The organism is Pseudomonas sp. SMN11 (genome assembly GCF_052041945.1).
Classification (GTDB): Bacteria; Pseudomonadota; Gammaproteobacteria; order Pseudomonadales; family Pseudomonadaceae; genus Aquipseudomonas.
Genome location: NZ_JBKGGW010000047.1, coordinates 15,168 through 40,492, shown reverse-complemented (window position 1 = coordinate 40,492; position 25,325 = coordinate 15,168). Strand labels below are relative to the sequence as shown.

Annotated in this window: 21 protein-coding genes and 2 pseudogenes; 11 read left to right on the top strand and 12 right to left on the bottom strand. The window is 61.0% G+C overall.

The window, feature by feature from the left end; genetic code table 11:
* Window positions 1-84: 84 nt before the first annotated feature.
* From ACLEJU_RS26350 to choX, 5 genes are all read right to left on the bottom strand, one after another.
* Window positions 85-342: a hypothetical protein gene (locus tag ACLEJU_RS26350; RefSeq protein WP_159412923.1), complete on the bottom strand. Its 258-nt coding sequence runs from the start codon at window positions 340-342 to the stop codon at window positions 85-87.
* A 269-nt stretch (window positions 343-611) separates the two neighbouring features.
* On the bottom strand, window positions 612-1,082 hold the full coding sequence (locus ACLEJU_RS26345; protein WP_435425352.1) for a thioesterase family protein: 471 nt from the start codon (window positions 1,080-1,082) through the stop codon (window positions 612-614).
* A 10-nt stretch (window positions 1,083-1,092) separates the two neighbouring features.
* Window positions 1,093-2,058: an L-carnitine dehydrogenase gene (locus ACLEJU_RS26340; protein ID WP_435425353.1), complete on the bottom strand. Its 966-nt coding sequence runs from the start codon at window positions 2,056-2,058 to the stop codon at window positions 1,093-1,095.
* Between the two features lie 19 nt (window positions 2,059-2,077).
* Entirely contained in the window at window positions 2,078-2,962 is an 885-nt protein-coding gene (locus tag ACLEJU_RS26335; protein WP_435425354.1) for a 3-keto-5-aminohexanoate cleavage protein, read from the bottom strand.
* 121 nt (window positions 2,963-3,083) lie between these two features.
* Window positions 3,084-4,028: a choline ABC transporter substrate-binding protein gene (choX, locus tag ACLEJU_RS26330; RefSeq protein WP_435425355.1), complete on the bottom strand. Its 945-nt coding sequence runs from the start codon at window positions 4,026-4,028 to the stop codon at window positions 3,084-3,086.
* Window positions 4,029-4,175: 147 nt separating this feature from the next.
* Here choX and ACLEJU_RS26325 point away from each other — a divergent pair, with 147 nt between their 5' ends.
* On the top strand, window positions 4,176-5,132 hold the full coding sequence (locus ACLEJU_RS26325) for a GlxA family transcriptional regulator (protein WP_435425356.1): 957 nt from the start codon (window positions 4,176-4,178) through the stop codon (window positions 5,130-5,132).
* On the opposite strand, the gene ACLEJU_RS26320 is transcribed toward ACLEJU_RS26325, so the two are convergent.
* The 3 genes from ACLEJU_RS26320 to ACLEJU_RS26310 all read right to left on the bottom strand — a co-directional run bounded on the left by ACLEJU_RS26320 (window position 5,129) and on the right by ACLEJU_RS26310 (window position 6,979).
* Window positions 5,129-5,632: a hypothetical protein gene (locus ACLEJU_RS26320; RefSeq protein WP_435425357.1), complete on the bottom strand. Its 504-nt coding sequence runs from the start codon at window positions 5,630-5,632 to the stop codon at window positions 5,129-5,131. The genes ACLEJU_RS26325 and ACLEJU_RS26320 overlap by 4 nt on opposite strands.
* 113 nt (window positions 5,633-5,745) lie before the next feature.
* Window positions 5,746-6,462, bottom strand: a complete 717-nt coding sequence (locus ACLEJU_RS26315; RefSeq protein WP_435425358.1) for a hypothetical protein — start codon at window positions 6,460-6,462, stop codon at window positions 5,746-5,748.
* A gap of 115 nt (window positions 6,463-6,577) precedes the next feature.
* Entirely contained in the window at window positions 6,578-6,979 is a 402-nt protein-coding gene (locus tag ACLEJU_RS26310) for a lysozyme inhibitor LprI family protein (RefSeq protein WP_435425359.1), read from the bottom strand.
* Window positions 6,980-7,163: 184 nt separating this feature from the next.
* Between ACLEJU_RS26310 and ACLEJU_RS26305 the strand changes: the two genes are divergently transcribed.
* The 7 genes from ACLEJU_RS26305 (at window position 7,164) to etfB (ending at window position 18,352) form a co-directional block, all read left to right on the top strand.
* Complete coding sequence (locus tag ACLEJU_RS26305; RefSeq protein ID WP_435425360.1) at window positions 7,164-10,058, top strand: hypothetical protein; 2,895 nt, start codon at window positions 7,164-7,166, stop codon at window positions 10,056-10,058.
* 452 nt (window positions 10,059-10,510) lie between these two features.
* Entirely contained in the window at window positions 10,511-11,488 is a 978-nt protein-coding gene (locus ACLEJU_RS26300; protein WP_009682902.1) for a dipeptidase, read from the top strand.
* Window positions 11,489-11,564: 76 nt separating this feature from the next.
* The gene (locus ACLEJU_RS26295; protein WP_008091518.1) at window positions 11,565-12,095 is read left to right on the top strand and encodes a DUF5943 domain-containing protein; all 531 of its coding nucleotides are present in this window, start codon (window positions 11,565-11,567) and stop codon (window positions 12,093-12,095) included.
* Window positions 12,096-12,110: 15 nt separating this feature from the next.
* Window positions 12,111-14,171: a dimethylglycine demethylation protein DgcA gene (gene dgcA / locus ACLEJU_RS26290; RefSeq protein ID WP_435425361.1), complete on the top strand. Its 2,061-nt coding sequence runs from the start codon at window positions 12,111-12,113 to the stop codon at window positions 14,169-14,171.
* 215 nt (window positions 14,172-14,386) lie between these two features.
* Complete coding sequence (dgcB, locus tag ACLEJU_RS26285; protein WP_435425003.1) at window positions 14,387-16,339, top strand: dimethylglycine demethylation protein DgcB; 1,953 nt, start codon at window positions 14,387-14,389, stop codon at window positions 16,337-16,339.
* On the top strand, window positions 16,339-17,571 hold the full coding sequence (gene etfA / locus ACLEJU_RS26280) for an electron transfer flavoprotein subunit alpha (protein ID WP_435425002.1): 1,233 nt from the start codon (window positions 16,339-16,341) through the stop codon (window positions 17,569-17,571). The genes dgcB and etfA overlap by 1 nt, the downstream gene beginning before the upstream one ends.
* A 10-nt stretch (window positions 17,572-17,581) precedes the next feature.
* Complete coding sequence (gene etfB / locus ACLEJU_RS26275; protein WP_435425001.1) at window positions 17,582-18,352, top strand: electron transfer flavoprotein subunit beta; 771 nt, start codon at window positions 17,582-17,584, stop codon at window positions 18,350-18,352.
* A gap of 167 nt (window positions 18,353-18,519) precedes the next feature.
* Here the strand turns inward: etfB and ACLEJU_RS26270 are convergent, their stop codons facing one another.
* Complete coding sequence (locus ACLEJU_RS26270) at window positions 18,520-18,723, bottom strand: hypothetical protein (protein ID WP_435425000.1); 204 nt, start codon at window positions 18,721-18,723, stop codon at window positions 18,520-18,522.
* A gap of 752 nt (window positions 18,724-19,475) precedes the next feature.
* Here ACLEJU_RS26270 and ACLEJU_RS26265 point away from each other — a divergent pair.
* Together ACLEJU_RS26265 and ACLEJU_RS26260 are read left to right on the top strand one after the other, a co-directional pair.
* Complete coding sequence (locus tag ACLEJU_RS26265) at window positions 19,476-20,333, top strand: RHS repeat-associated core domain-containing protein (RefSeq protein WP_435424999.1); 858 nt, start codon at window positions 19,476-19,478, stop codon at window positions 20,331-20,333.
* A 68-nt stretch (window positions 20,334-20,401) separates the two neighbouring features.
* Window positions 20,402-20,566, top strand: a pseudogene (locus ACLEJU_RS26260) (RHS repeat-associated core domain-containing protein); the annotation flags it as partial.
* Between the two features lie 201 nt (window positions 20,567-20,767).
* Here the strand turns inward: ACLEJU_RS26260 and gbcA are convergent.
* Window positions 20,768-22,060, bottom strand: coding sequence for a glycine-betaine demethylase subunit GbcA (gbcA, locus tag ACLEJU_RS26255; RefSeq protein ID WP_435424998.1), 1,293 nt, complete (start codon window positions 22,058-22,060; stop codon window positions 20,768-20,770).
* A 295-nt stretch (window positions 22,061-22,355) separates the two neighbouring features.
* Between gbcA and gbcB the strand changes: the two genes are divergently transcribed.
* Window positions 22,356-23,456 carry a glycine-betaine demethylase subunit GbcB gene (gene gbcB / locus ACLEJU_RS26250; protein ID WP_110639185.1) on the top strand — a complete coding sequence of 367 codons (1,101 nt, stop codon included), beginning with the start codon at window positions 22,356-22,358 and terminating at the stop codon, window positions 23,454-23,456.
* A 129-nt stretch (window positions 23,457-23,585) separates the two neighbouring features.
* Here the strand turns inward: gbcB and ACLEJU_RS26245 are convergent, their stop codons facing one another.
* Together ACLEJU_RS26245 and ACLEJU_RS26240 are read right to left on the bottom strand one after the other, a co-directional pair.
* Entirely contained in the window at window positions 23,586-24,449 is an 864-nt protein-coding gene (locus tag ACLEJU_RS26245; protein ID WP_371922791.1) for a methyl-accepting chemotaxis protein, read from the bottom strand.
* Window positions 24,441-25,196: pseudogene (locus tag ACLEJU_RS26240) on the bottom strand (MCP four helix bundle domain-containing protein); the annotation flags it as partial. The gene ACLEJU_RS26245 and the pseudogene ACLEJU_RS26240, both read right to left, overlap by 9 nt.
* Window positions 25,197-25,325 lie beyond the last annotated feature (129 nt).

Here is a 25,325-nt window from a genome sequence, read left to right as displayed (position 1 = left end):
GGGGGGAGGAAAAGGCGGGGGTTGGGGGGGGGCGTTTTTGTTTTTGTGGAGGAAACCCCCGCGAAGAGGCCGGAGCAGGCCACATCAGGCGCGGCGGCTGAACTGGGCCAGCGCTGGCAACAGCTGCTTGTCGATGGCCTGGCGCACCGCCGGCAAGATCGTCGCACTGCCGGTGTACATCTGCTCGACCATGCCCTTGAGCGCTCGTGCATTGGGCTCGGTCAGCCCGCGCACCACCGCTTCGCAGGCCTGCTCGGCGCTAGCCCCGGCGGGAATGTCGAACCCGCGCGCGCGCAGGTGGCCTGCCAGATCGTCCTGGTCAATCAAATCCGCATGCATCATGGCTGTTGTCCCTTTTATCGCGAAGAGAGTGCTGCTGTGATTTACGACCGATTCTGTGTCTGCAGCGACACGCCCGCAAGGGCAGAATGTCGCAATGGCTGGTTTGGCTAAGAACAGGTCGTTCCCGGCTAATTGCAGGAGCCGGGAAGCCAGCAGACTGCATCCATTCACGGCCCACGAGGGTTTGGTCACCCTCACTCATGCACAGTGGATGTTGCTCGCTCTTGGCCCCGGATGCTCACGGCTTTCCGGGGCTATTTTTTGCGCGCTCAGCGGGGTAGTTGCAGGACACGGCCGACGAATTCCGCCGCAGGCAGGTCGCGCTGGCTATCCACCAGGCTTTGCAGCAATGCCGCACTCTGTTCACTGAAAGGCGCCGACTTCGGGCCGGCCAGGTCCACGTGCAACAGCATCTGCTCGCTCGCAGCCAGCACCTCGTCGAACCCAGCCCGGTGCAGGCTGTGATAGACGTGCAGGCGCTTGCGATCGAAGCCGATGATCTGCGTCTGCACCCACACCTCGGTACCCAGTTTCACCTCATGCAGGTAGTTGATGTGCGCTTCCAGGGTGAACAGCGAGTTACCACTTTGCCCACGGCTGTCGGCGTCCAGGCCGATGCGTTCCATCAGCGCATCGGTGGCGTAGCTGAAGATCAGCAGGTAGAAGGCATCGCGCAGATGCCCGTTGTAGTCGACCCAATCCTCCTGGACTGGGGTGCGGTAGGTGGTCAGTGCGGGCATCGTGGGCTCCTCAGTCGCCAAAGGCCATGCCGTGGCTGGCCTTGCTGGTCTTCACCGCTTCCAGCACGGCCAGCAGCGTGTCATCACGATAGCGCTCCAGCGCGGCGATGCTACGTTCGCCCAACTGCTCCGATGTGCCCTCTACCACATCGTCGATCAGCTTGTCGGTCAGCTCCGGTGCTGGCAGGTAGGTCCAGGGCAGCTTCAGTGCCGGGCCGAACTGGGCCATGAAGTGGCGCATGCCGGCATCGCCACCAGCCAGGGTGTAGGTGAGGAAGGTGCCCATGAACGACCAGCGCAGGCCGGCGCCGAAGCGGATCGCATCGTCGATTTCACCAGTACTGGCCACACCATCGTTGACCAGGTGCAGGGCCTCGCGCCACAGTGCTTCGAGCAGGCGGTCGGCGATGAAGCCGGGAACTTCCTTGCGCACATGCAGCGGGCGCATACCGAGGGCGGTGTAGATGTTCTTGGCGGCTTCGATGGCTTCAGGTGCGGTGCGGTTGCCGCCGACGATCTCGACCAGTGGCAACAGATACACCGGGTTGAACGGGTGGCCGACCACACAACGCTCGGGGTGAGTGGCCGATTCGTAGAACTCGCTGGGCAGCAGGCCCGAGGTGCTGGAGCCGATGATCGCATTGGGCTTGGCGGCAGCACTGATCTTCGCGTGCAGGTCGAGCTTCAGGTCCAGACGCTCCGGTGCGCTTTCCTGGATGAAGTCGGCGTCGCGCACGCACTCCTCGATGGTGGCCACGAACTTCAGCCGGTCCTGCGATGCACCTGGCGCCAGGCCTTGTTTCTCCAGTGCCGGCCAGGCGTTGGCAACGCGTTTGCGCAGGGCCTGCTCGGCGCCGGGTGCTGGGTCCCAGGCGACCACGTCCAGGCCATGGGCCAGGGCGCGGGCGACCCAGCCACTGCCGATCACGCCGCTACCCAGGGCGGCGAAGGTCTTGATCTCGGTGATGAAGGGCATATCGGTCTCCTGAGGGGGATCAGCGGCGCTTGAGGTTCATTTTTTCCCGACCTTCGGCCGGGCTGAGCACGCGGCCACCCATGCGGGTGATGATTTCGGCGGCGCGTTCCACCAGCTGGCCATTGCTGGCCAGCACGCCACGGTCCAGGTACAGGTTGTCTTCCAGGCCAACCCGCACGTTGCCGCCGAGCAGCACGGCCTGCGCGGCCATTGGCATCTGCATGCGGCCGATGCCGAAGCCGGCCCAGGTGACGTTGGCCGGCAGGTTGTCGACCATGGCCTTCATCATGGTGGTATCAGCCGGTGCGCCCCACGGGATACCTAGGCACAGCTGGAACAGCGGGTCTTCGAGCAGGCCTTCTTTCATCATCTGCTTGGCAAACCACAGGTGGCCGGTGTCGAAAATCTCCAGCTCGGCTTTTACGCCCAGCTCGGTGATGCGCTTGGCGCCGGCGCGCAGCTGCGCGGGGGTGGAGACGTAGATGGCGTTGCCGTCGCCGAAGTTGAGGGTACCGCAGTCGAGGGTGCAGATTTCCGGCAGCAGGGCTTCGACGTGGGCCAGGCGCTCCAGCGGGCCGATCAGGTCGGTGCCGGGGCCGAACTCCATCGGCGATTCACCCGGGCCGATTTCCAGGTCGCCGCCCATGCCGGCGGTGAGGTTGACGATGACGTCGACGTCGGCCTCGCGGATGCGCTCCATGACTTCGCGGTACAGCGCCACGTCGCGGCTGAAACGGCCGGTCTGTGGATCGCGGACGTGGCAGTGGACCACGGTGGCGCCGGCCTTGGCGGCTTCGACGGCGGATTCTGCGATCTGTTTCGGGGTGACCGGGACCAGGTGGCTCTTGGCGACCGTGTCGCCAGCGCCGGTGAGGGCGCAGGTGATGATGACGTCGTGGTTCATGGCGGTTCCTTGTGTTGTCTGTGGTGGCCTTTTCGCGGGTAAACCCGCTCCCACAGGGCTCGCGGTGAGCCCTGGTTGTATGAAAACCTGTGGGAGCGTGGTTACCCGCGAACAGGCCGGATCAGTTGGCGGTGAGCTTGAGATTGTCGGCGGCAGGCTTGCCATCGAAGGTGGTCACACCCTCAAGCCAGCGGGCTTTGTCGTCGGGGTGGTCCTTGAGCCACTGGCGGGCCGATTCCAGCGCATCCTTGTGGTCGAGCAGCGGCTGCATCATGCGGCTCTCGTCCTCGGCGCTGAAGTTCAGGTTGGCCAGCAGGCGGTGGGCGTTGGGGCAGCGTTCGGCGTAGTCCGGCGCGGTTACCGTCCACACCGTGGCACGGCCTTCGTCCGGGCCCAGGGCGTCCTGGCTGTCGCCCAGGTAGGCCATGTCGATGTTCACGTTCATCGGGTGCGGCGCCCAGCCGAAGAACACCACGGCCTCCTTGCGCCGTACGGCGCGGTCGACGGCGGCGAGCATGCCCGCTTCGCTGGACTCGACCAGCTGGAACTTGCCCAGGTCGAACTGGTTCTTGGTGATCATCGCCTTGATCTGGGTATTGGCACCGGAGCCGGGTTCGATGCCGTAGATCTTGCCGCCCAGCTCTTTCTCGAACTTGTGGATGTCGGCGAAGGTCTTCAGGCCCTTGTCATACAGGTACTTCGGCACGGCGAGGGTGGCGCGGGCGTCTTCCAGGCTGGGTTTTTCGAGGACCTTGACCTGGTTCGCGTCGACGAACGGGGTAATGGTCTGGGTCATGATCGGGTTCCAGTAACCCAGGAACATGTCCAGGCGCTTGTCGCGGATACCGGCGAAGATGATCTGCTGCGAGGCGCTGGTCTGCTTGGTCTGGTAACCCAGGCCGTCGAGCAGCACCTGGGCCATGGCGCTGGTGGCGATGACGTCGGTCCAGTTGACCACGCCCAGGCGTACGTTCTTGCAAACGGCGGGCTCGGCGGCGAAAAGCGGGGTGGAAGCAATGCTGCTCAGGGCAAGGGTCAACAGGCTGCGGCGGATCAAGCTGTGCATGGTGGCTCTCCATCGGCAGTACATATTGTTATTGAGGGCGGCCTCTGCGGGCCGTGTGGATAAGCTACGCTGGCGACAGGGTGGGAAATCGCACCCTGGCGACCAAGATTTGCACGGAGGCGACCACCTTTCGTCGTGGAGCAAGTAATGCCGCAACTGATTCATTTCCTGTTGTTGCCGGGGTTCTCGGCAATGGGGTTCATCAGCGCACTGGAACCGCTGCGCGTAGCCAATCGCTTCAAGGGGCCTTCGTACCGCTGGCGTGTTCTCAGCCTGGATGGCGGGGCGGTGCAAGCGAGCAATGGCATGTCGGTGAACGCCGACGCTGCGTTGGGGGAGAGCGAGCCGGGTGATGTGCTGCTGATCGTTGCCGGCTTCGAGCCGCTGGCCTGTTATGGCCCCCGCTTGCAGCAGGTGCTGCGCCGGCTTGACCATGAAGGGTCGATTCTCGGTGGTATCGACACCGGCCCGTTGGTGTTGGCCGAGGCCGGACTACTCGACGGTTACCGCGCGACCTTGCACTGGGAAGCGTTGGATGCGTTCAAAGAGCGCTATCCACGCCTGCAAGTGACCCAGGAGCTGTTCGAGATTGACCGGCGGCGTATCACGTGCGCGGGAGGCACTGCGTCGATCGACCTGATGCTGGACCTGATTGCGCAGGCCCATGGCAGCGAGCTGGCGGTGCAGGTGTCAGAACAATTCGTGCTCGGCCGCATCCGTCCGCGCCAGGACCACCAGCGGATGCAAATAGCCTCACGCTATGGCATCAGCAACCGCAAGCTGGTGCAGGTGATCGGTGAGATGGAAAAGCACACCGAGCCGCCGTTGAGCACCTTGGAACTGGCGTCCCGAGCCATGATTACCAGGCGTCAACTGGAGCGCTTGTTTCGTTTGTACCTGAATGACACGCCAAGTGGCTTTTATCTCGGCCTGCGCTTGGACAAGGCTCGCCAGTTGCTATGCCAGACGCAGATGAGCATCACGCAGGTGAGCGTGGCGTGCGGTTTTGAGCTGCCGTCGTATTTCACTCGCCGATACAAACGGCGCTTTGGCCGCTGCCCGCGCGAAGAGCGCCAAGCACTCAAGCCACAGGCGCGAGATTAGAACTGATCAAGGTTGGAAAGCGCCTGAAGTTGGCTTTCAAGCTGGGCTCGCCGCGCCTCGAATGCCTGGGTGTCGAGTTTCACGCCCAGGTGAGTCAGTTGCGGGGCCAGGCGCGTGCGAGGCGCATCCGGGTCGGTCGCACACCATAGGTGAAACACAATTGCCACGGGCTCGCCATCGTCATCCTCGTCGAACGCGATGCTCATGTGCGAGCTGGCCGATGTGCTGCGCAGCAGGGCGAAGTCTGGCTGTTTCAAACCATGAAGTATGTCGCTGGCAACCCGTTTGAACTTGAGGCTTGGCTGTTGAGGTGCCGGGATCCAGCCAGAGAAGACGTCTTCAAACACGGCGTCCGTCGGCGTGCAGGTGATGTTTTTTGTTGTCCGTTCAAACAGCTTGGCCCCGTAATCTTCCAAGGTGAGCAGAAAGCGACTGAACCAGCGCTGGCCATCTTGCTGGCGGTCATGAGCCCCGTTGGCCTCCAGTTGCGCCAGGCGCAAGCAGGCATGCAGGTCTTCGTAACGCTGAGCGGCAGGTCTCGCGGGCATATTGCGGGCCCTCGGGTTATGCGCATGAAGAAAACCTGGCGCCGTACGACGGCGCCAGGTCCAGGTCAGATATCGAGTGCCAGGATGTCGAACGCTTGGCTGGCCAGCTTCAGCCTGACGGCTTCGCGCATGGCTTCGAAGTGGCGAACACTGAACGAGCCTTGTTGCGAGGCGCGATAGACGCGAGTGTTCGACTTGTCGATGATGCGGCCAGCGGAACCTGCCGCCTTTTCGGCCTTGTCGTAGCTCAGCTGAACGCTGGTCATGTGCATGATCGGCAGCCCCTGTGGCGACATTTCGCAGGCGGAAATCTGGATGGTGCTGGATTTTCCCGAAACGCTCACGCTGCTTTCTTCAAGCAGTTGCTGCGCCTTTGGCGTTTTCACGATCACTTCGAAAGAGCGTTTCACACAGCGGCTCAAGCGATGGCTGCGGCCGATCTGGACGGTAACGATCTCAGGCGCCAGGGTTGCCAGCGTGTGGGTGTCCTTGTCGAGGGCTTCCTCAACATGGGCGGCGCCGGTCAGTGTCCAGCCGAACTTGCCCAGGCCGTCGTTGTAGTAGTTGTACCACTCGCGCTGCTGGGTTTCCTTGTCGAACTTCTTGTTGGACGACAGGTTCATCAGGCGCATGCCATCCAGCACGTCTTCCGCAACGCTTGCCGGTACATCCGGAGCAAAGATGCAGACGGTGTTGGCGACCATGACGGCGCGCTCTTCGCCTTCTTTCTTCAGGGCAGCGATGGCGCTGTCCATGTCGGTTTTGCTGAGGTTGGAGGTCATATCCTGGATTCCGATTCAGTGCATTCCGGCACCTCGGGTGAGGCGCCTGGGATGCACTGTGGTTCGGATCACCCGCGGAGATAAGCTGAAAGCCTTTCCCGCTCAGCGGACATTTTTACTGCTGGCCAATGGACTGCAAATACTCCGAGCGGTCATCGCTGCGCTGTGCCACGCAGGTATCCCAAGCCGCCTGGAATGCTTTGCTGCCAGGCTTCTCGGCATAGGTCTCGACCTTGCAGTCGGCATCGCGCAGCTGCGCCCATAGCTTCTCGGCGGCATCCATGTGCCCGATCAGGGCAGTCGCCTTGTCGCCTTCGTCAGCATATTGGTCGCGAATGCGCTGGATCAGGTCGTCGTATGCCGAGTTCAGCTCGCGCTCGGCGGTCTGCTTGTTGAATGCCGCGCAAGCGAAGGTCTGCTGGTCGCTCTCGACGTTGTCGCACGGGGTGCTTTCTTCTTCGCCGGCTTGGGCGTTAACACAAATAACCAGCAATGCCAGCCATACCCTTGATTTCATAGATGTTCTCCTCAGCAGACGTAACAGTGCCTGGGGCAATATTCGCCCATCCGCCCGAGTAAAGGTAGTGAAACAACCTTAACCGAGCAGGGTCAGGGGCTGAGCGATCACCTGGTATTTCTGCCAGTTGTAGAGCTTTTAATGCCTACTTACATTGGCAATGTGATTATCAGGAGGTCTCAAAATGTCGGGCAAACGTAGGATCATTGTTTGTATGTTTGTGTGGCTTGCTGGTGTTTTTTGTCTAGCGCTTAGTGGCGTCACCTATGCCGATAGTGATAACACTTCGACAATGTTAGCCAGGCTGGGTTGCGGTGACAGTGACTCGGAAAGTTTCGAGGAGTATATAAAGCCAGGTTGGAATAACTTGGTGGAATATCCCGGCAACAAACAAGTAATGATCGTCGCATCGGACCCGCAGGCATTTCGTTATATCGCATCACGGCAACCTTGGGAAGAAGGAGTCGGGGAAAGCCAGTGGCGCGAAAAAATCGCGCCCGTGCTCAGAGCCATTCGTGCTGAACGAAACCAACCCTACTATGTGCCGGTGATCATAAACGGCGACATGTCAGAGTTTGGTCATGGCAAGGAAAGAAAAGTCACCCGCTCCGTGTTTCGTGAGAACTTACCTGGGCGCGTCGCTGGTCCTCTGATGTTGCCGGGCCTTGGCAATCATGACTATTCGAACAACGTAAACGATTGCGCTAATAATGGCTGCGCACGCGATTCGGTGTGTGACCTGATAACCTGGGTGTATCCAATATCGATGTCGGCCAGGCCGCAGTCAGCGTTTGATTGGACGTGGCGCATGCCCAGTACGACCACAGGTTCTCTCGCCTACTCTGTTACGGTGGGTCGTGTTCACATCGTTCAACTAAATAATGAACCGAGCTACACCGTCAATTTTTCAACAGGCGGGGCCGGTACTGGAAAAGATAAGGTGTATTTCAACATAACCTCAGCAATGAACTGGCTTGAGCAGGATTTGGCGGCAGCCAGCGCGCGGGGTGAACAAATCATCATTAACTTTCATCGGATGGACATTTGGACGACGGGGTTGCATCGCAATGGCTGGTTTGCCGATATGGTCAAAAAATACAAGGTCGTTGCAATATTTAATGGTCACGATCACCGCATGTTTGGAAAAGGCAGGGTCCTGTATGGAGGCGTGCCGGTATTCTACAGCGGTTCGCTGATGGGGCAATCGTACCTGCGCTTGACGTTTGACTGGTCATTTATGACATTGAAGGTGGAACCGGTGCTGCTTGGCAGCGGCGTGGTAAAACCCGAGCAAATGGATCTGCCGCTCAGGTCGGATCCGAATATGATTGCTATCCAACTCTATGAAGGTGAAAGCTTCACCGGCGCCAGTTGCGATTTTGCTATTCCTCGCGGCACCAGCCGTGTGCGCCTGGATGATACATCCTGCAAAGGGTGGGGCAACAGGGCGTCATCGGCACTGATACAGCGTTTTCCGCCTACCGCCTCGCTGTGCTTCGCAGATAACTCGCTGCAGCGAGAAAGGTGCTTCTACGGTAAGTATTCTGGTAACTTCTCAATCAAGTCATTCAGCGGAGAACCGGATCTGGTCCCCGGCATGCACATGCGGAGCAAGGGGGGGGGCTTGAACCGTGCAATCATCTCGGTGGCTGGGGGGTCGGTGAACCCGGATGATCTGCGAGCCACACTGTACAAGAAACCCGATATGCAGGGGGACAGTTGTTCATTTTACTACGAGCGTAGTTTAGAACACGTAAAGGTTGCTGATACTTCCTGTGGCGGGGGGGAATACCTCAACGTGGGCTCACTGAAAGTAGATAATTTCCAGCCCGGCGACACAGTGTGTCTTCGTGCGCGGCAAGCTGGGCCTGAACGTTGTATTTCCGGAAATTATTCAGGCAGTTTCTCCGTCGATACGTTAGAGGGTATGCCTAATCTGCCAGATGATCTAGATGTTACGGTCAGCGGTCGCCCACTAAACTTAACCTTCGGCGGGTTTGCCAAACGGCCCATACTTCAAAATGCGCGCACTCTGATTGTAACGCTCTATGATGAAGAAAACTTTGAAGGTAACCGCTGTTACGGCTCGTACTCCACGGTCGGTGGCGATAGTGCGATGCCTATGAGTGGCATCGGTTGCCCGGGTTGGGAGCACCGTGTGGCCTCGGTAAAAATAGAAAATTTTTTGAATGACACGGTGTGCCTTCAGGGCAGCAACCCTACCGATCAGCGTTGCATAAGAGGTAACTATAAGGGTGCTATCTCGTTACCTTCACTGTCAGCTGATACCTTCGAGCTGCCCGAAGCGTTGACGATGGCTACTCGCGGTGACGTATTGCACAAAAATGTGGCAACAATTTCACGTCAATCGGTTCCCGAAGGACCGCAAAAATCGTTCCATATCATATTGTATAAAGGCGAAAATCTTACGGGTGACTCCTGTAGGTTTGAGTATCGACGCAATAAGCCGGAGATGGATATCAATGAAGGCGGTTGTATAAACTGGGGCATGTTCGCGAAATCTGCAAAAGTGGAAGACTTTGTGGCCGGTGGTACGCTTTGCTTCAGGGGATATCACGGCCAAGAGCGCTGTTTTAGTGGTGACTACACGGGCGCGTTCTCCATCGATTCGTTCAACAAAGCAATTCAAACCCCCGGTGGGCTGAGAGTAACCTACCGAGGGGGTATGATGAATCAGATAATTGCCTCGGTTTCTCAGGCTTCAAAAACGCCTGTCAAGTACCCTGAGATAACTCTTTACGACAAAGAGAGTCGCCAGGGGGCGAGTTGCACCTTCACGATGGATCGGGAAATTGTCTCGATTGAAGCCACTGAATGTAATGCGTTTTCTAAGAAAGCACGCTCTGCTCTGGTGGGTTTCGATTCGGGAACCGTGGTTTTTTTGGGAGGGGAGGGGGTTCGAGCGAGCCACGCCTATACAGGGGTTTCGGGGTGGGTTTTTGAAATCCCAAACTTCCGCGAAACGCATGCTCTGCCAAGCGGCTTAAGCATGACACGATCAGGCAAAGATCTCGCTGGTGACTTGCGCTTGATAAAGTTCATGTCAAGCAATCTGTAACGGATCCTCCGCTCAACTTGCCGCCTCGCGGTGGCAAGTTGTGACTTTTGCGGAATTACAGTTTCTTTTGACGAAAAATTACCGGATCCTCGCAGACGGGTGGTGGGTCTCAAACCTATCGCGGAGTCTAGCTCCAGTTTGGAGTTCCGAACTTCCGTCAAATGCATTATTTACCCGACGGCGTGACCATGGACCGCTCCGGCAACAGTTTTTGCCGCTGACCTGTCGACTCTAGCGATCAGCGCCACCTTGCCTTTGACTGGGTCCGCCCCTCGCAACCTTGAGCACCGGACCCCTTTGGCTCCGGTGTTCGCTTTATCTGAGCGCATTGACGCTTTCGGCAAACCCCCTGTCGTTTTTGCATCGGGGCGCCTTTGGGCACAGGCATATGCTGGCCCCAAAGCGCCGGCAGAAGATTCGGCGCGGCCCAAATCAACAAAGGGGACAGCCTGATGAGCCCAGCCGAACTTCACGCCGACAGCATCGTCATCGACGGCCTGATCATTGCCAAATGGAACCGCGAGCTGTTCGAGGACATGCGCAAAGGCGGGCTGACTGCGGCCAACTGCACGGTGTCGGTCTGGGAAGGCTTCAAGGCGACCGTCGACCAGATCGCCGCCAGCCAGAAGCTCATCCGCGACAACAGCGACCTGGTGATGCCGGTGCGCACCACCGCCGACATCCGCAAGGCCAAGGAACTGGGCAAGACCGGCATCCTCTTCGGCTTCCAGAACGCCCATGCGTTCGAAGACCAGATTGCCTACGTCGACGTGTTCAAGCAGCTGGGCGTGGGCATCGTGCAGATGTGCTACAACACCCAGAACCTGGTCGGCACCGGTTGCTACGAGCGTGACGGCGGCCTGTCGGGCTTCGGCCGCGAGATCGTCGCCGAGATGAACCGCGTCGGCATCATGTGCGACCTGTCCCACGTCGGCTCCAAGACCTCCGAGGAAGTCATCCTCGAATCAAAGAAGCCGGTCTGCTACTCCCACTGCCTGCCTTCGGGCCTGAAGGAACACCCGCGCAACAAGTCGGATGCGGAGCTCAAGTTCATCGCCGACCACGGCGGCTTCGTCGGCGTGACCATGTTCGCGCCGTTCCTGGCCAAGGGCATCGACTCGACCATCGACGACTACGCCGAGGCCATCGAGTACACCATGAACATTGTCGGTGAAGACGCCATCGGTATCGGTACCGACTTCACCCAGGGCCACGGCCAGGACTTCTTCGAGTACCTGACCCACGACAAGGGCTACGCCCGTCGCCTGACCAATTTCGGCAAGATCATCAACCCGCTGGGCATTCGCACTGTCGGCGAATTCCCCAACCTCACCGAGACCCTGCTCAAGCGCGGCCATTCCGAGCGCGTAGTACGCAAGATCATGGGCGAGAACTGGGTCAACGTCCTCAAGGACGTCTGGGGCGAGTAAGCCGCTCTCCAAGCCTGATAGCCCCTGCCAGCAACGCCGGGGCACCCACATAAAAATTTTATGGAGTTGAGTTTCCATGGCCAAGATCGCCCCGCAATTGCCAATCGAAGTCGACAGCGAGACCGGTGTCTGGACCAGCGACGCCCTGCCGATGCTGTATGTTCCGCGCCATTTCTTCGTCAACAACCACATCGGCATCGAGGAAGTGCTGGGCGCCGACGCCTACGCCGAGATCCTCTACAAGGCCGGCTACAAGTCCGCCTGGCACTGGTGCGAGAAGGAAGCCGAATGCCATGGTCTGGAAGGCGTGGCGGTGTTCGAGCACTACATGAAGCGCCTGAGCCAGCGCGGCTGGGGCCTGTTCGAGATCCAGGACATCGACCTGGATAAAGGCACCTGCAGCGTCAAGCTCAAGCACTCCGCGTTCGTGTACGTCTATGGCAAGTGCGGGCGCAAGGTCGACTACATGTTCACCGGCTGGTTCGCCGGCGCCATGGACCAGATTCTCGCCGCCCGCGGCAGCAAGATCCGCACCGTGGCCGAACAGGTCTACGGCGGGTCGGAAGAAGGCCACGAAGATGGCCTGTTCGTTACAAAGCCGTTGTAAGCCGGAGATAGCGTCATGGCATTCGAAGCAATGTTCCAGCCGATCCAGATCGGCAAACTGACCATCCGCAACCGTGTACTTAGTACCGCGCACGCCGAGGTCTACGCCACTGACGGCGGTATGACCACCGAGCGCTACGTGAAGTACTACGAAGAAAAGGCCAAGGGTGGCATCGGCCTGGCGATCTGCGGCGGCTCGTCTGTCGTCGCTATCGACAGCCCACAGGAGTGGTGGGCCTCGGTCAACCTGTCGACCGACCGTATCATCCCGCACTTCCAGAACCTTGCTGACGCCATGCACAAGCACGGCGCCAAGATCATGATTCAGATTACCCACATGGGCCGCCGCTCGCGTTGGGACGGCTTCAACTGGCCGACCCTGATGTCGCCGTCGGGCATCCGTGAACCCGTGCACCGCGCCACCTGCAAGACCATCGAGGTGGAAGAGATCTGGCGCGTGATCGGCAACTACGCGCAGGCTGCGCGGCGTGCCAAGGAGGGCGGCCTGGACGGCGTCGAGCTGTCGGCCGTGCACCAGCACATGATCGACCAGTTCTGGAGCCCGCGGGTCAACAAGCGTACCGACGAATGGGGCGGCACCTTTGAAGGCCGCATGAAGTTCGGCCTGGAAGTGCTCAAGGCCGTGCGTGCCGAAGTCGGCGACGACTTCTGCGTCGGCATGCGCATCTGCGGTGACGAGTTCCACCCCGATGGCCTCAGCCACGAGGACATGAAGCAGATCGCTGCGTACTACGACGCCACCGGCATGCTCGACTTCATCGGTGTGGTCGGCTCGGGTTGCGACACCCACAACACCCTGGCCAACGTCATCCCCAACATGAGCTACCCGCCGGAGCCGTTCCTGCACCTGGCGGCCGGCATCAAGGAAGTGGTCAAGGTCCCGGTGCTGCACGCGCAGAACATCAAGGACCCGAACCAGGCCACGCGCATTCTGGAAGGCGGCTACGTGGACATGGTCGGCATGACCCGTGCGCACATGGCCGACCCGCACCTGATCGCCAAGATCAAGATGGGCCAGATCGACCAGATCAAGCAGTGCGTCGGTGCCAACTATTGCATCGACCGCCAGTACCAGGGCCTGGATGTGCTGTGCATCCAGAACGCCGCGACCTCCCGTGAATACATGGGCGTGCCGCACATCATCGAGAAGACCACCGGCGTCAAGCGCAAGGTGGTGGTGGTTGGCGCAGGTCCCGCCGGCATGGAAGCGGCCCGCGTGGCGGCCGAACGCGGCCACGACGTGACCCTGTTCGAGAAGAAAGACCAGATCGGCGGGCAGATCACCATCGCCGCCAAGGCACCGCAGCGTGACCAGATTGCCGGTATCACCCGCTGGTACCAGCTGGAGCTGGCGCGCCTGAAAGTTGACCTGCGCCTGGGCACCGCCGCTGACGTGGCGACCATCCAGGACCTGCGCCCGGACGTCATCGTGCTGGCGGTGGGTGGCCATTCGTTCCTTGAGCAGAACGAGCACTGGGGCGCCGCCGAAGGGCTGGTGGTCAGCAGCTGGGACGTGCTCGACGGCAAGGTCGCGCCGGGCAAGAACGTGCTGGTGTACGACACCATCTGCGAATTCACCGGCATGTCGGTGGCCGACTTCATCGCCGACAAGGGCAGCCAGGTCGAGATCGTCACCGACGACATCAAGCCGGGCGTGGCCATGGGCGGTACCACCTTCCCGACCTACTACCGCAGCATGTACCCCAAAGAAGTGATCATGACCGGCGACATGATGCTGGAAAAGGTCTACCGCGAGGGCGACAAGCTGGTGGCGGTGCTGGAGAACGAATACACCGGCGCCAAGGAAGAACGCGTGGTCGACCAGGTGGTGGTGGAAAACGGCGTGCGTCCGGACGAGCAGCTGTATTACGCGCTGAAGGAAGGTTCGCGCAACAAGGGCCAGATCGATGTGGAGGCGCTATTCGCCATCAAGCCACAGCCGATCCTCAGCCAGCCGGGCGAAGGCTACCTGTTGTACCGCATCGGCGACTGCGTGGCCCAGCGCAACGTGCATGCGGCGATCTACGACGCCTTGCGCCTGTGCAAGGACTTCTGATCGCTCCGGCATGAACACCGCCCCCGAGGGCGGGATTGGCCCCCCTGGGGGAGCGGCCTTGTGTCGCGAAAGGGCCGCGAAGCGGCCCCAGCATTCTCAGCGCTGACGAATAGCTGGGGCCGCTTCGCAGCCCTTTCGCGACACAAGGCCGCTTCAACAGGGGTCCGCGCCGCCCTTGAGGCGGCGCAAGAATCCAGCTGTTGTGGGAGCCTCCCATGTTGAACACCCTTCTACCCATCCTGCTGTTCGCTGCCCTTGGCCTGGCAGTGCTCGGCGCCCTGCGCCGGGTGCGCATGTGGCGGCGTGGCCGGCCGTCCAAGGTTGACCTGGTTGGCGGCCTGCTGGCCATGCCGCGGCGCTATCTGGTCGACCTGCACCACGTGGTCGAGCGCGACAAGTACATGTCCAAGACCCACGTGGCCACCGCCGGCGGCTTCGTGTTGTCGGCATTGTTGGCGATCCTGGTGCACGGCTTCGGCCTGCAGAGCAAGATCCTCGGTTACGCGCTGCTGGTGGCCACGGTGATCATGTTCACGGGCGCCATCTTCGTCTTCAAACGCCGCCTGAACCCGCCTTCGCGCCTGTCCAAGGGCCCGTGGATGCGCTTGCCGAAAAGCCTGCTGGTGTTCGCCGCGAGCTTCTTCATCGCCACCTTGCCCGTCGCCGGCATCCTGCCGGCCAACACGGGCGGCTGGGTCATGGTCGGCATTCTCGGCCTGGGTGTGCTGTGGGGCGTGTCGGAGCTGTTCTTCGGCATGACCTGGGGCGGCCCGATGAAACACGCCTTCGCCGGTGCCCTGCACCTGGCCTGGCACCGCCGCGCCGAACGCTTCGGCGGCGGCCGCTCGACCGGCCTCAAGCCGCTGGACCTGGAGGACCGGACCGCGCCGCTGGGCGTGGAAAAACCGGTGGACTTCACCTGGAACCAGCTGCTCGGCTTCGACGCCTGCGTGCAGTGCGGGAAATGTGAAGCGATGTGCCCGGCATTCGCTGCCGGCCAGCCACTGAACCCGAAAAAGCTTATCCAGGACATGGTCATCGGCCTGGCCGGTGGCAGTGATGCCAACTTTGCCGGTAGCCCATACCCCGGCAAGCCGATCGGCGAGCACAGCGGCAACCCGCACCAGCCAATCGTCAACGGCCTGGTCGACGCCGAGACGCTATGGTCGTGCACCACCTGCCGCGCTTGCGTCGAGGAATGCCCGATGATGATCGAGCACGTCGATGCCATCGTCGACATGCGCCGCCACCTCACCCTGGAAAAGGGCGCGACCCCCAACAAGGGCGCCGAGGTGCTGGAAAACCTGATCGCCACCGACAACCCTGGCGGCTTCGCCCCGGGCGGGCGGATGAACTGGGCGGCTGACCTCAACCTGCAGCTGCTGTCGGAGGTGAAGTCCACCGAAGTGCTGTTCTGGGTCGGTGACGGAGCCTTCGACATGCGCAACCAGCGCACCCTGCGCTCGTTCGTCAAGGTGCTCAAGGCGTCGGGCGTGGACTTTGCCGTGCTCGGCCTGGAAGAGCGCGACAGCGGCGACGTGGCACGCCGCCTGGGCGATGAAGCGACCTTCCAGCAACTGGCCAAACGCAACATTCAGACCCTGGCCAAGTACAAGTTCCAGCGCATCGTCACCTGCGACCCGCACAGCTTCCATGTGCTGAAGAACGAGTACGGCGCGCTGGGTGGCGAGTATCAGGTTCAGCACCACAGCACCTATATCGCCGAACTGATCGCGGCCAAGAAACTCAACCTTGGCCAGCACAAGGGCGGCAGCGTCACCTATCACGATCCATGCTACCTGGGCCGCTACAACGGCGAATACGAAGCCCCGCGTGAAGTGCTCAAGGCGCTGGGTATCGAAGTGCGTGAAATGGAGCGCTCGGGCTTCCGTTCCCGTTGCTGCGGCGGTGGCGGCGGTGCGCCGATCACCGACATCCCTGGCAAGCAGCGGATCCCGGACATGCGTATGGACGACATCCGCGAGACCAAGGCCGAGCTGGTGGCCGTGGGCTGTCCACAATGCACCGCGATGCTCGAAGGCGTGGTCGAACCGCGCCCACAGATCAAGGACCTCGCCGAGTTGGTAGCCGATGTGCTGATCGAAGAGGAAACCCCTGCGGCCCCAAAGTCGCCAACGGTTAAACGCGAACCTGCGGAGGTGCATTGATGAGCGACATCATCCGCCGCGATCCACGCGCCGAGTGGATCGCCCGTAACCGTCTGCATCCGCTGCACGCGGCGATGCAGACGCAACAGACCCGCTGGATGGGGCCCAACGGCCTGATCCGCAAGAACCCCCATGCCATCGCCGCAGGTTTCATCGGCCCTGCCGGCCTCAAGCGCATCGACCGCAGCGGCGCCCAGCAAGGTACCGGTGTCGGCGGGCGGCGCACGGCGGCAGCCGAAGTGCAGCTGCCGCTGCACCAGGTGCCGGCGCCGGCGTTCTACATCGCCGTGGTGCCGGACATGGTCGGCGGCCGCCTGAGCAGCCACGACCGCGACCTGCTCGGCCTGGCCCACGGCCTGGCCGGCAGCGACGGCGCGGTGCTGGCCGTGGTGTTTGGTGAACACAAGGAAAGCAACTTTTCCACAGCCGGCGTCGATCGCCTGCTGGTGCTCGAAGGTGAAGAGTTCGAAGGTTATGTACCGGAGCAACTGGTGCAGGGCTTGCGGGCTGTGGATAACCAGTTCGCCCCACGCCACTGGCTGCTGCCCGATAGCCGCACCGGTGGCGGCGAGCTGGGTCGGCGCCTCGGCGCGTCGCTTGGCGAGCGCCCGGCGACGCGGGTCTGGCAGGTCAAGGACGGCCAGTGCATCGGCCGTGCCGGCGCCGGCCAGCAAGACCTGCAACGCGACGTGCCACGGCTGATTCTGGGCGCCGCGGAGTGTGCCGAGCCGGTCAGCGAAACCCGTCACGAAGCGCTGCCGGTGGAGTTGTCCACAAGCGTGGTACGCAGCCTGTCGCGCATCGAGGACCTGGGCTCGGTGGCCGTCGACCCGGCGACCATCGCCATGGCCGAGGCCGAATTCATCGTCTCCGGCGGCAACGGCGTCAAGGACTGGGACCTGTACCACAAAGCCACGGCGGCCCTCGGCGCCACCGAAGGCGCCTCGCGGGTGGCGGTAGACGACGGCTTCATGCCGCGCAACCGCCAGGTCGGTGCCACCGGGACCTGGGTTACCGCACGGGTGTACGTGGCTGTGGGTATCTCGGGCGCGATCCAGCACCTGCAGGGCATTGGCGCCTGCGACAAGGTGGTGGCGATCAACATGGACCCGGGCTGCGACATGATCAAACGGGCCGACCTGTCAGTCATTGGCGACAGCTCGGCGATTCTCCAGGCATTGATCGAGGCTGTGGACAACTTCCGCAGCGGCGGCCAGCGCGACGCGGCATAAGGGCACGAGCATGAGTACGAAAGTGATCAGCCTGGTTTCCATCGGCGCCCACCCCAGCTCCGGCCGCGCCCGCCGCGCCGAGCAGGATGCGCGCGCCGTGGAGCTGGGTTTGCAGCTGGCTGGGGATAACTTGCAGGTGGTGCATGCCGGCGACCCGCGGGAGGAAGCACTGCGCGCCTACCTGGGCATGGGCCTGGACCATCTGGACGTGCTGGAACAGCCGGCTGGCGCCGATGTGCTGGGCGTGCTGGGTGACTACCTGCGCGATGCTGGCGCCCAGCTAGTGCTGACTGGCAGCCAGGCTGAAACCGGTGAAGGCTCGGGCATGCTGCCGTTCCTGCTGGCCGAGAAGCTCGGTTGGCCGCTGGTGGTGGGGCTGGCTGAAGTGGAGTCGATCGAAAACGGTACTGCCCAGGTGCTGCAGGCGCTGCCACGTGGCCAGCGGCGCCGCCTGAAAGTGCGCCTGCCGTTGTTGGCCACTGTGGATAACGCGGCGCCCAAGCCCCGCCAGAGCGCTTTTGGCCCAGCCCGCCGCGGTGTGTTGGCGGCGCGCAATGTCGCGATCGTCGAGGATGAACTGCTGACTGAAGCCGAGCTGCAGCCGGCAAGGCCACGGCCCAAGCGGCTCAAAGTGATCAAGGCCAAGAGCGGTGCGGACCGGATGAAGGCCGCCACGGCCAAGGCCAGTGGTGGCGGCGGCAAGGTGCTGAAGGATGTTTCTCCACAGGAAGGCGCCGAGGCGATCCTCAAGCTGCTGGTGGAGGAGGGCGTACTGCGCTGAATCCGGCGACGCGTTCCTGCAGGAGCGGCCCTGCCGGGGCACCGGACCGGTCGGAAAGGGCTGCGCAGCGGCCCCAGCAATTAATCAGCGCTGAGAATGCCGGGGCCGCTACGCGACCCTTTCCGACCGGTCCGGTGCCCCGGCAAGGCCGCTCCTGCAAAAAGCGGTTATTGCCGGACCACGTTGAACGCCCAGTTCGCCAGCCCTCCGGTCACTGGTTCGAATGATACCCTCTGCCCCGCCGACAATCCCTCGTTCCTTGCTGCACAGCGCAGCACCAGGTAGTTCGCCTGCTGTCCCTCCACGCTGATCACGCCCATCCCGTGACCGTCATGAAACCATTTCACAGAGCCTGTCTGGCGGCTGTGCATAAGTCGCTCCTTTGATTGATGGCAAATTGATGGCCATTACTCAAACACACGGGCGATCTCAGGAATACTGTTAAAAATGATAGGTCAGGGAGATTTTGCCCACGGAATCTGTTCGCCAACGTGTGGATAAAGTGTTTGTGCTTCGCTGGAGGCCAATATCTGCGCTGTGTTCATGAGTTTGATTACAAAATAGTCAATCCACAGCGAGGAACTCCAGGCCAGTTCCGGTTGCATTTTCGTATGTTTCCCACATTCGCTGTTAGCTACCCTGTGGATAATGTGTTTGTCCTCGGTTGCAGGCCACGGAACCAAAGGGATTGGTTGTGTTGGGCAAATAATGATCAAGGTCCTTTGGATGGGCTAACATCCTCATGATTCGAGCTTTTCAGATCTTTATGCACAGGCGTTGGCTGCTTATCTGCACAGTTGTTAACGAATTCTGTTTATCGACCTGTGGACAAGGTGTTTGGTAGTCTCTGGAGCCCTCTGAAATACTGGGCTCCGATGATGTGATCAATGTTTGATCAAGTGCCGGAGTGCTGTTGTTTGCCATGCGGAAATTTCGATGTCCACAGATGCTGTATGCAAGCCTGTGGATAAATTGTTGGCACAAGTGCGCAGGGCAGGCTACGCCTGCTCAGAGCTGTGGTTGATCAATAATTGAACAGGCTGACCTAGCAGTTTTATCAGTGTTCGAATCTGCTCGTCGGCGTTAACGTGATCGTCAAGAATGTCAGTCCGAGCGCTAATCAATGAGACGAGCCTGCTTGTTGGTGACGGATAGGCAGCGCTCTGCTTGGCTCGGTTCAGGCACTCAAAGCTCGTCTAAAAGGATTTATTCCCCTTATGGATACGCGCCATCTGTCTTTGGTCCTCTGGCCGCATTTGCGGGTCAGCGTCATGACCCTCTGACAGGGTGTTATCACCTTGGCAACGGCCACAGGCTTTATGGCCCCGGTCTGATGCGTTTTCTAAACCCCGATCATTTGAGCCCCTTTGGCCAAGGTGGAATTAATACCTACGCCTACTGTGCGGGAGACCCTGTCAATAATGTCGACCCCTCGGGCAAATTCCTGGCTGCTCTAGCTTCAATCGAGGTGACCAGGGCCACGACAGTTGCCGCTTATACCGGCCTCAATCTTGCTGCGCTGACCAGCAGAATCCAGAGCCGCTCGGCGCTCTGGGCCAATCGACAGCTCATGTTCGAGACAGTGATGGTAGTAACTGGGGTAGGCATGTTGTTCAGCGGCTCGCAAAGGTTGCAGCCCGCTGCTTTGGGGATGATGAGTCTTGGCAATGTGTCATCGATCATCAAGTCCACCATGACCATTAAAAAGAATGTGGCTAGTGGCGTCAGGCATCTTGCAGGTGTAGTTGCGCAGAATATTCGCTATCTATCTGGTTATGAGCAGCTAAGTGAGCCGCACCAGGCAGTGCCCGCACCAACGCCCCCGCTTCCTTCGACTCATTCTGGGCATGTCGTGATCAATGTAAATCCGGGGGTGGTGCACATAGGCATGAGCCGATCGCCATCTCCAGTAGGACCGGTCGGCGAAGTACGGAGCGGCAGAAGGCACTCCACTGGATCAGTCGAGAGCACCAAGCTTTGATCTGGCATGGCCACCTATCTAGCTTCACTGCTTACGGTGCAGCAGTTGGCTTACTCGACACGCGCTTGGGATTTTGTGGCGAACACTTCGATTCCCTGACAGGCCACTATCATCTTGGCAATGGCCGCCGTCGCTACAACCCCGCGCTCATGCGCTTCAACAGTCCGGACTCACTCAGCCCGTTCGGTCAGGGTGGCGCCCACCCCTACTCGTATTGCTTTGCAGACCCGATAATCGCGTGGACCGCAACGGTGCCTTTTCGATACCTGTGCTGTTTTATTCGCTTGGCCTGGCCGAGGGCGTTCTGAACATTGCTGATGGCGCGTGCGAACGGTCGTCGCGCAGGCCGTGCAATCGATTCGGCAGGGCAATGGAACCACTGTGTGAGGAGAACCGGGCAATCGCAAGGTGCTATTGCCCGGGTGCAACATGACTTACTGCGCCTGCACTTCCTTCAAATACGGCGCTGGCTCCGCCCCCAAATTGTTCAATACTCGCTGGCTGTACCAGTCAATGAAATTGACCACACCAAACTCATAAGTCTTCGAGTACGGCCCAGGCTGATAAGCGGTGGAGTTGATCCCGCGCTGGTTCTCTTCGGCCAGGCGACGGTCCTGGTCGTTGGTGGCATCCCACACCTTGCGCATGCGCTCCGGGTCGTAGTCCACGCCTTCGACGGCATCCTTGTGCACCAGCCACTTGGTGGTGACCATGGTCTCCTGGGCGCTGATCGGCCACACGGTGAAGACGATGATGTGGTCGCCCATGCAGTGGTTCCACGAGTGTGGCAGGTGCAGGATGCGCATCGAGCCGAGGTCCGGGTTCTTGATGCGGCCCATCAGCTTCTGGCAGGCCTGCTTGCCGTCCATGGTCATCGACACGGTGCCCTTGAGCAGCGGCATGCGCACAATGCGGTTACGCAGGCCATGGCTCTTGTGCAGATACGGGATCTTCTCGGCTTCCCAGGCGGCGGAGGACGCGGCCACGTGGTCCTTGAAGGCCTGGTCGGCACGTGGGTCGTTGGTGTCGTCCCACTCCAGCAGGGTCTGCAGCAGCTCTGGGTGGGAACCGGAGCAGTGGTAGCACTCGCGGTTGTTTTCCAGCACCAGCTTCCAGTTGGCCTTTTCCATCAAGGTGGTCTGCACCGCCACCTTGGTGTTTTCCATGTCGTACGGTTCCATGTAGTGTTCCAGGGTGGCCAGGAACTCGTCGATGGCAGGCGGGTTTTCCGCCAGGCTGATGAAGATGTATCCACCCGCGACTTTCACGTGCACAGGCTTGAGGCCGTACTCCTTCATGTCGAAGTCGGCGCCCATTTCGGTGCCGGCAAACAGCAGGCGGCCGTCCAGCTCGTAGGTCCACTGGTGATAGTGGCAGACCAGCTTGGCCACCTTGCCTTTGTCGCTTACGCACAGGCGCGAGCCGCGGTGGCGGCAGACGTTATGGAAGGCGTGCACCTTGCCTTCAGCACCACGCACCACCAGGATCGGGTTCTTGCCGATCTGCAGGGTGATGTAGTTGCCCTTGGCCGGGATCTCGCAGGTCATGCCGGCGATCAACCATTCCTTCTGGAAGATCTCCTGCATGTCGATCTGGAACAGACGCTCGTCGGTGTAGAACGGCTGGGGCAGCGAGTAGGTGCGCTCGCGGGTCTGCAGCATCTCGGCGGTGGCCTTGCGTGCAGGTTCCAGTGGATCGCCCAGGCTCAGGGTTGCGGTGACGTCCATCGTGTATTCCTCGGGGCCGTGCGCGGCCGGCAAAAGGTGGCTAATCGTTGTTGTGGTGCCGCAAGGCTGCTTATCAGAAAACAGCATGTTGTTTTGCCGTGGAGTGTGCGTCCGAAGACGCCATGAACCGTATCCATGGGCGACATGGCCGATTTGAATTACGACGCCCCAGCCCTTGTAGTGCGGGGCTGGTCGCGATAAGCACGCCGATGTCGCTGGCAGGAATGTACGCAGCCTTCAGCTTGCGCATTATCCAAGCCATAAAAAGGGCCATAGTCGGCCGCTGGAGATGAACATGTCCGATACCTTCCTCAATCCGGTCACCACCCAGACCTGGGCAAACGGCCGCCACATCGTGCGCTGCGTCAAGGTCATCCAGGAGACCTGGGACGTGCGCACCTTCTGCTTCATGGCCGACCAGCCGATCATGTTCTTCTTCAAGCCCGGGCAGTTCGTCACCCTGGAGCTGGAGATCGAAGGCAAGCCGGTGATGCGCTCGTACACCATCTCCAGCTCGCCGTCGGTGCCGTACAGCTTCTCGATCACGGTCAAGCGTGTGCCGGGCGGGCAGGTGTCCAACTTCCTGCACGACACCATGCACGAAGGCGCCGAGCTGCCGGTGCACGGGCCGGTGGGGCTGTTCAACGCCATCGATTTCCCGGCGGGCAAGGTGCTGTACTTATCCGGTGGCGTGGGCATTACCCCGGTGATGTCGATGGCGCGCTGGTTCTACGACACCAACGCCAACGTCGACATGGTGTTCGTGCACAGTGCCCGCTCGCCGAAGGACATCATTTACCACCGCGAGCTGGAACAGATGGCTTCGCGCATTCCCAACTTCAGCTTGCACATCATCTGCGAGAAGCATGGGTTAGGTGAGCCATGGGCGGGTTATCGCGGTTACCTGAACCAGCGCCTGATGGAACTGATTGCGCCGGACTACATGGAGCGCACGGTGTTCTGCTGCGGCCCGACGCCGTACATGAGCGCCGTCAAGCGCATGCTCGAAGCCGTCGGCTTCGACATGAAGAACTACCACGAGGAATCGTTCGGCGCGACGCCACCGGAAGCCAAGGCCGATGCGGTGGAACATGCCGAGCAGGCGGCCGATGCGCCGGAAGTGGATGCTTCGGACCTCAACCTGGTGGAGTTCATCGGCAGCGAGAAGAGCATCCGCGTCGCCCCGGGCGAGACCGTGCATGCGGCGGCGGCAAAAGTCGGGCTGATGATTCCGAAGGCCTGCGGCATGGGCATCTGCGGGACCTGCAAGGTGCTCAAGCTGGGTGGCGAAGTGGAGATGGAGCACAACGGCGGGATTACCGAGGAAGACGAAGCCGAGGGCTACATCCTGTCGTGTTGCAGTGTGCCGAAGGGGGATGTGCGGATCGATTACTGATCCGAGATTGCTGGGGCTGCTTCGCAGCCCATTCGCGACACAAGGCCGCTCCTACAAGGGAACGCGTATCTCCTGTAGGAGCGGCCTTGTGTCGCGAAAGGGCCGCAAAGCGGCCCCGGCTATCTGAAGTCAGGTACGGAAGCGCGCTACCAACCCATTCAAATCCACAGCCAGCCGCGACAGCTCGGCACTCGCCGCACTGGTCTGATGCGCCCCGGTAGCACTTTGCACCGACAGGTCGTTGATGTTCACAAGGTTGCGGTCCACCTCCCGCGCTACCTGGGCCTGTTCCTCTGCCGCACTGGCAATCACCAAGTTGCGCTCGTTGATCTGCGCCACCGCCCCGGCAATGGTATCCAGCGCCATGCCCGCACCTTTGGCGATATTCAACGTCGACTCGGCGCGCTCGGTGCTGGTGCGCATCGACTCCACCGCCTGTTCGGTACCGCCCTGGATGCTGCCGATCATGCGCTCGATCTCGCTGGTCGACTGCTGGGTGCGATGGGCCAGCGCCCGCACTTCATCTGCTACCACGGCAAAGCCACGACCGGCCTCACCGGCACGTGCCGCTTCGATCGCGGCGTTCAGCGCCAGCAGGTTGGTCTGGTCGGCCAGGCCGCGGATCACGTCGAGCACCTTGCCGATATCGCGCGACTGCTCGGCCAGGTGAGTGATCAGCTGGGCGGTGGCCTGCACGTCACCGCTCATGCGCTCGATGGCACCCACGGTTTCCATGACCAGGTCACGACCGTCGCCGGCCGAGCGGCTGGCTTCGCTTGAAGCTTCCGAAGTGCTGACCGCATTGCGCGCGACTTCTTCCACGGCGCTGGTCATCTCGGTGACGGCGGTGGCGGCCTGTTCGATTTCATTGTTCTGCTGCTGCAGGCCGCGGGCGCTTTCGTCGGTGACGCAGTTCAGCTCCTCGGCTGCCGAGGCCAGCTGGGTGGCGGAACCGGCGATCAGTTGCAGGGTGTCGCGCAGCTTGTCCTGCATGCGGGCCATGGCGCGCTGCAGGCGGGCTGCTTCGTCGGTGCCTTCGGCGCGGATGACCTTGGTCAGGTCGCCGTCGGCCACTTGCTCGGCCGCCTGCAGCGCTTCTTCGATCGGCTTGACGATGCTGCGGGTCAGCAGAAAGGCGCAGAGGAAAGTCAGTACGGTGGCAGCGATCAACAGGCCGATCACCAGGCCGAAGGCGGCGGAGTACTGGCTGGCGGCGGTTTGATTTGTGGCGCGGGTCTGGTCGGTGTTGATCTGCACCAGGGTGTCCATGACCTTGTTGATTTGCTCGGAGTTGGCCAGCAGATCGCGGTTGAGCAGGTCGCGCAATTCGTCCAGGCGGTTGGCCTGGCTCAGGCTACGCATGCGCGACTCGAGCTGGCGGTACTGGTTGAGCAATTGGGTGTACTGGTCGAAGGCGGCCTGCTCGTCGGCGGCGCCGATCATCGGCAGGTAGGCCTGACGGGCTCGGTCGATCTGGGCGTTGCGCTGGTCCAGCAGGTTGAGGGTATCGCGCTGGGTTTCCGGTTCGCGGTTGAGCAGCAGGCGATAGGACAGGGTGCGCATGCGCAGGTTGAGTGCGGTCAGCTCGTCCAGGGTCTTGATGCTGGGCACGCTGACATTCTCGATGTCCACGCCGGCCTGGCGGATGTTGCCCATTTGCATGAGCGAGAAGATACCAAGGCCGAGCATGAGCACGCCGATCAGGGCGAACCCGAGCAACGCGCGCGGGGCGATGTTCATGTTGCGTAGAGACATGGAGGAAGAGTCCAGGCAAGGAATATGGAGGCGCGGTCCGTGCGACGAAATATGACCTACCTGTCTATCGGTCGTGACTGTTCAGTCTTGAGGCTGATGGAGGGAAAATGTGAG

What these genes read in the sequence shown, in the direction of transcription:
- ACLEJU_RS26350 (WP_159412923.1), bottom strand. Translation starts at nt 342, where the DNA reads ATGATGCATGCGGATTTGATTGACCAGGACGATCTGGCAGGCCACCTG.
- ACLEJU_RS26345 (WP_435425352.1), bottom strand. Translation starts at nt 1,082, where the DNA reads ATGCCCGCACTGACCACCTACCGCACCCCAGTCCAGGAGGATTGGGTC.
- ACLEJU_RS26340 (WP_435425353.1), bottom strand. Translation starts at nt 2,058, where the DNA reads ATGCCCTTCATCACCGAGATCAAGACCTTCGCCGCCCTGGGTAGCGGC.
- ACLEJU_RS26335 (WP_435425354.1), bottom strand. Translation starts at nt 2,962, where the DNA reads ATGAACCACGACGTCATCATCACCTGCGCCCTCACCGGCGCTGGCGAC.
- choX (WP_435425355.1), bottom strand. Translation starts at nt 4,028, where the DNA reads ATGCACAGCTTGATCCGCCGCAGCCTGTTGACCCTTGCCCTGAGCAGC.
- ACLEJU_RS26325 (WP_435425356.1), top strand. Translation starts at nt 4,176, where the DNA reads ATGCCGCAACTGATTCATTTCCTGTTGTTGCCGGGGTTCTCGGCAATG.
- ACLEJU_RS26315 (WP_435425358.1), bottom strand. Translation starts at nt 6,462, where the DNA reads ATGACCTCCAACCTCAGCAAAACCGACATGGACAGCGCCATCGCTGCC.
- ACLEJU_RS26310 (WP_435425359.1), bottom strand. Translation starts at nt 6,979, where the DNA reads ATGAAATCAAGGGTATGGCTGGCATTGCTGGTTATTTGTGTTAACGCC.
- ACLEJU_RS26305 (WP_435425360.1), top strand. Translation starts at nt 7,164, where the DNA reads ATGTCGGGCAAACGTAGGATCATTGTTTGTATGTTTGTGTGGCTTGCT.
- ACLEJU_RS26300 (WP_009682902.1), top strand. Translation starts at nt 10,511, where the DNA reads ATGAGCCCAGCCGAACTTCACGCCGACAGCATCGTCATCGACGGCCTG.
- ACLEJU_RS26295 (WP_008091518.1), top strand. Translation starts at nt 11,565, where the DNA reads ATGGCCAAGATCGCCCCGCAATTGCCAATCGAAGTCGACAGCGAGACC.
- dgcA (WP_435425361.1), top strand. Translation starts at nt 12,111, where the DNA reads ATGGCATTCGAAGCAATGTTCCAGCCGATCCAGATCGGCAAACTGACC.
- dgcB (WP_435425003.1), top strand. Translation starts at nt 14,387, where the DNA reads ATGTTGAACACCCTTCTACCCATCCTGCTGTTCGCTGCCCTTGGCCTG.
- etfA (WP_435425002.1), top strand. Translation starts at nt 16,339, where the DNA reads ATGAGCGACATCATCCGCCGCGATCCACGCGCCGAGTGGATCGCCCGT.
- etfB (WP_435425001.1), top strand. Translation starts at nt 17,582, where the DNA reads ATGAGTACGAAAGTGATCAGCCTGGTTTCCATCGGCGCCCACCCCAGC.
- ACLEJU_RS26270 (WP_435425000.1), bottom strand. Translation starts at nt 18,723, where the DNA reads ATGCACAGCCGCCAGACAGGCTCTGTGAAATGGTTTCATGACGGTCAC.
- ACLEJU_RS26265 (WP_435424999.1), top strand. Translation starts at nt 19,476, where the DNA reads ATGAGACGAGCCTGCTTGTTGGTGACGGATAGGCAGCGCTCTGCTTGG.
- gbcA (WP_435424998.1), bottom strand. Translation starts at nt 22,060, where the DNA reads ATGGACGTCACCGCAACCCTGAGCCTGGGCGATCCACTGGAACCTGCA.
- gbcB (WP_110639185.1), top strand. Translation starts at nt 22,356, where the DNA reads ATGTCCGATACCTTCCTCAATCCGGTCACCACCCAGACCTGGGCAAAC.
- ACLEJU_RS26245 (WP_371922791.1), bottom strand. Translation starts at nt 24,449, where the DNA reads ATGCAGGACAAGCTGCGCGACACCCTGCAACTGATCGCCGGTTCCGCC.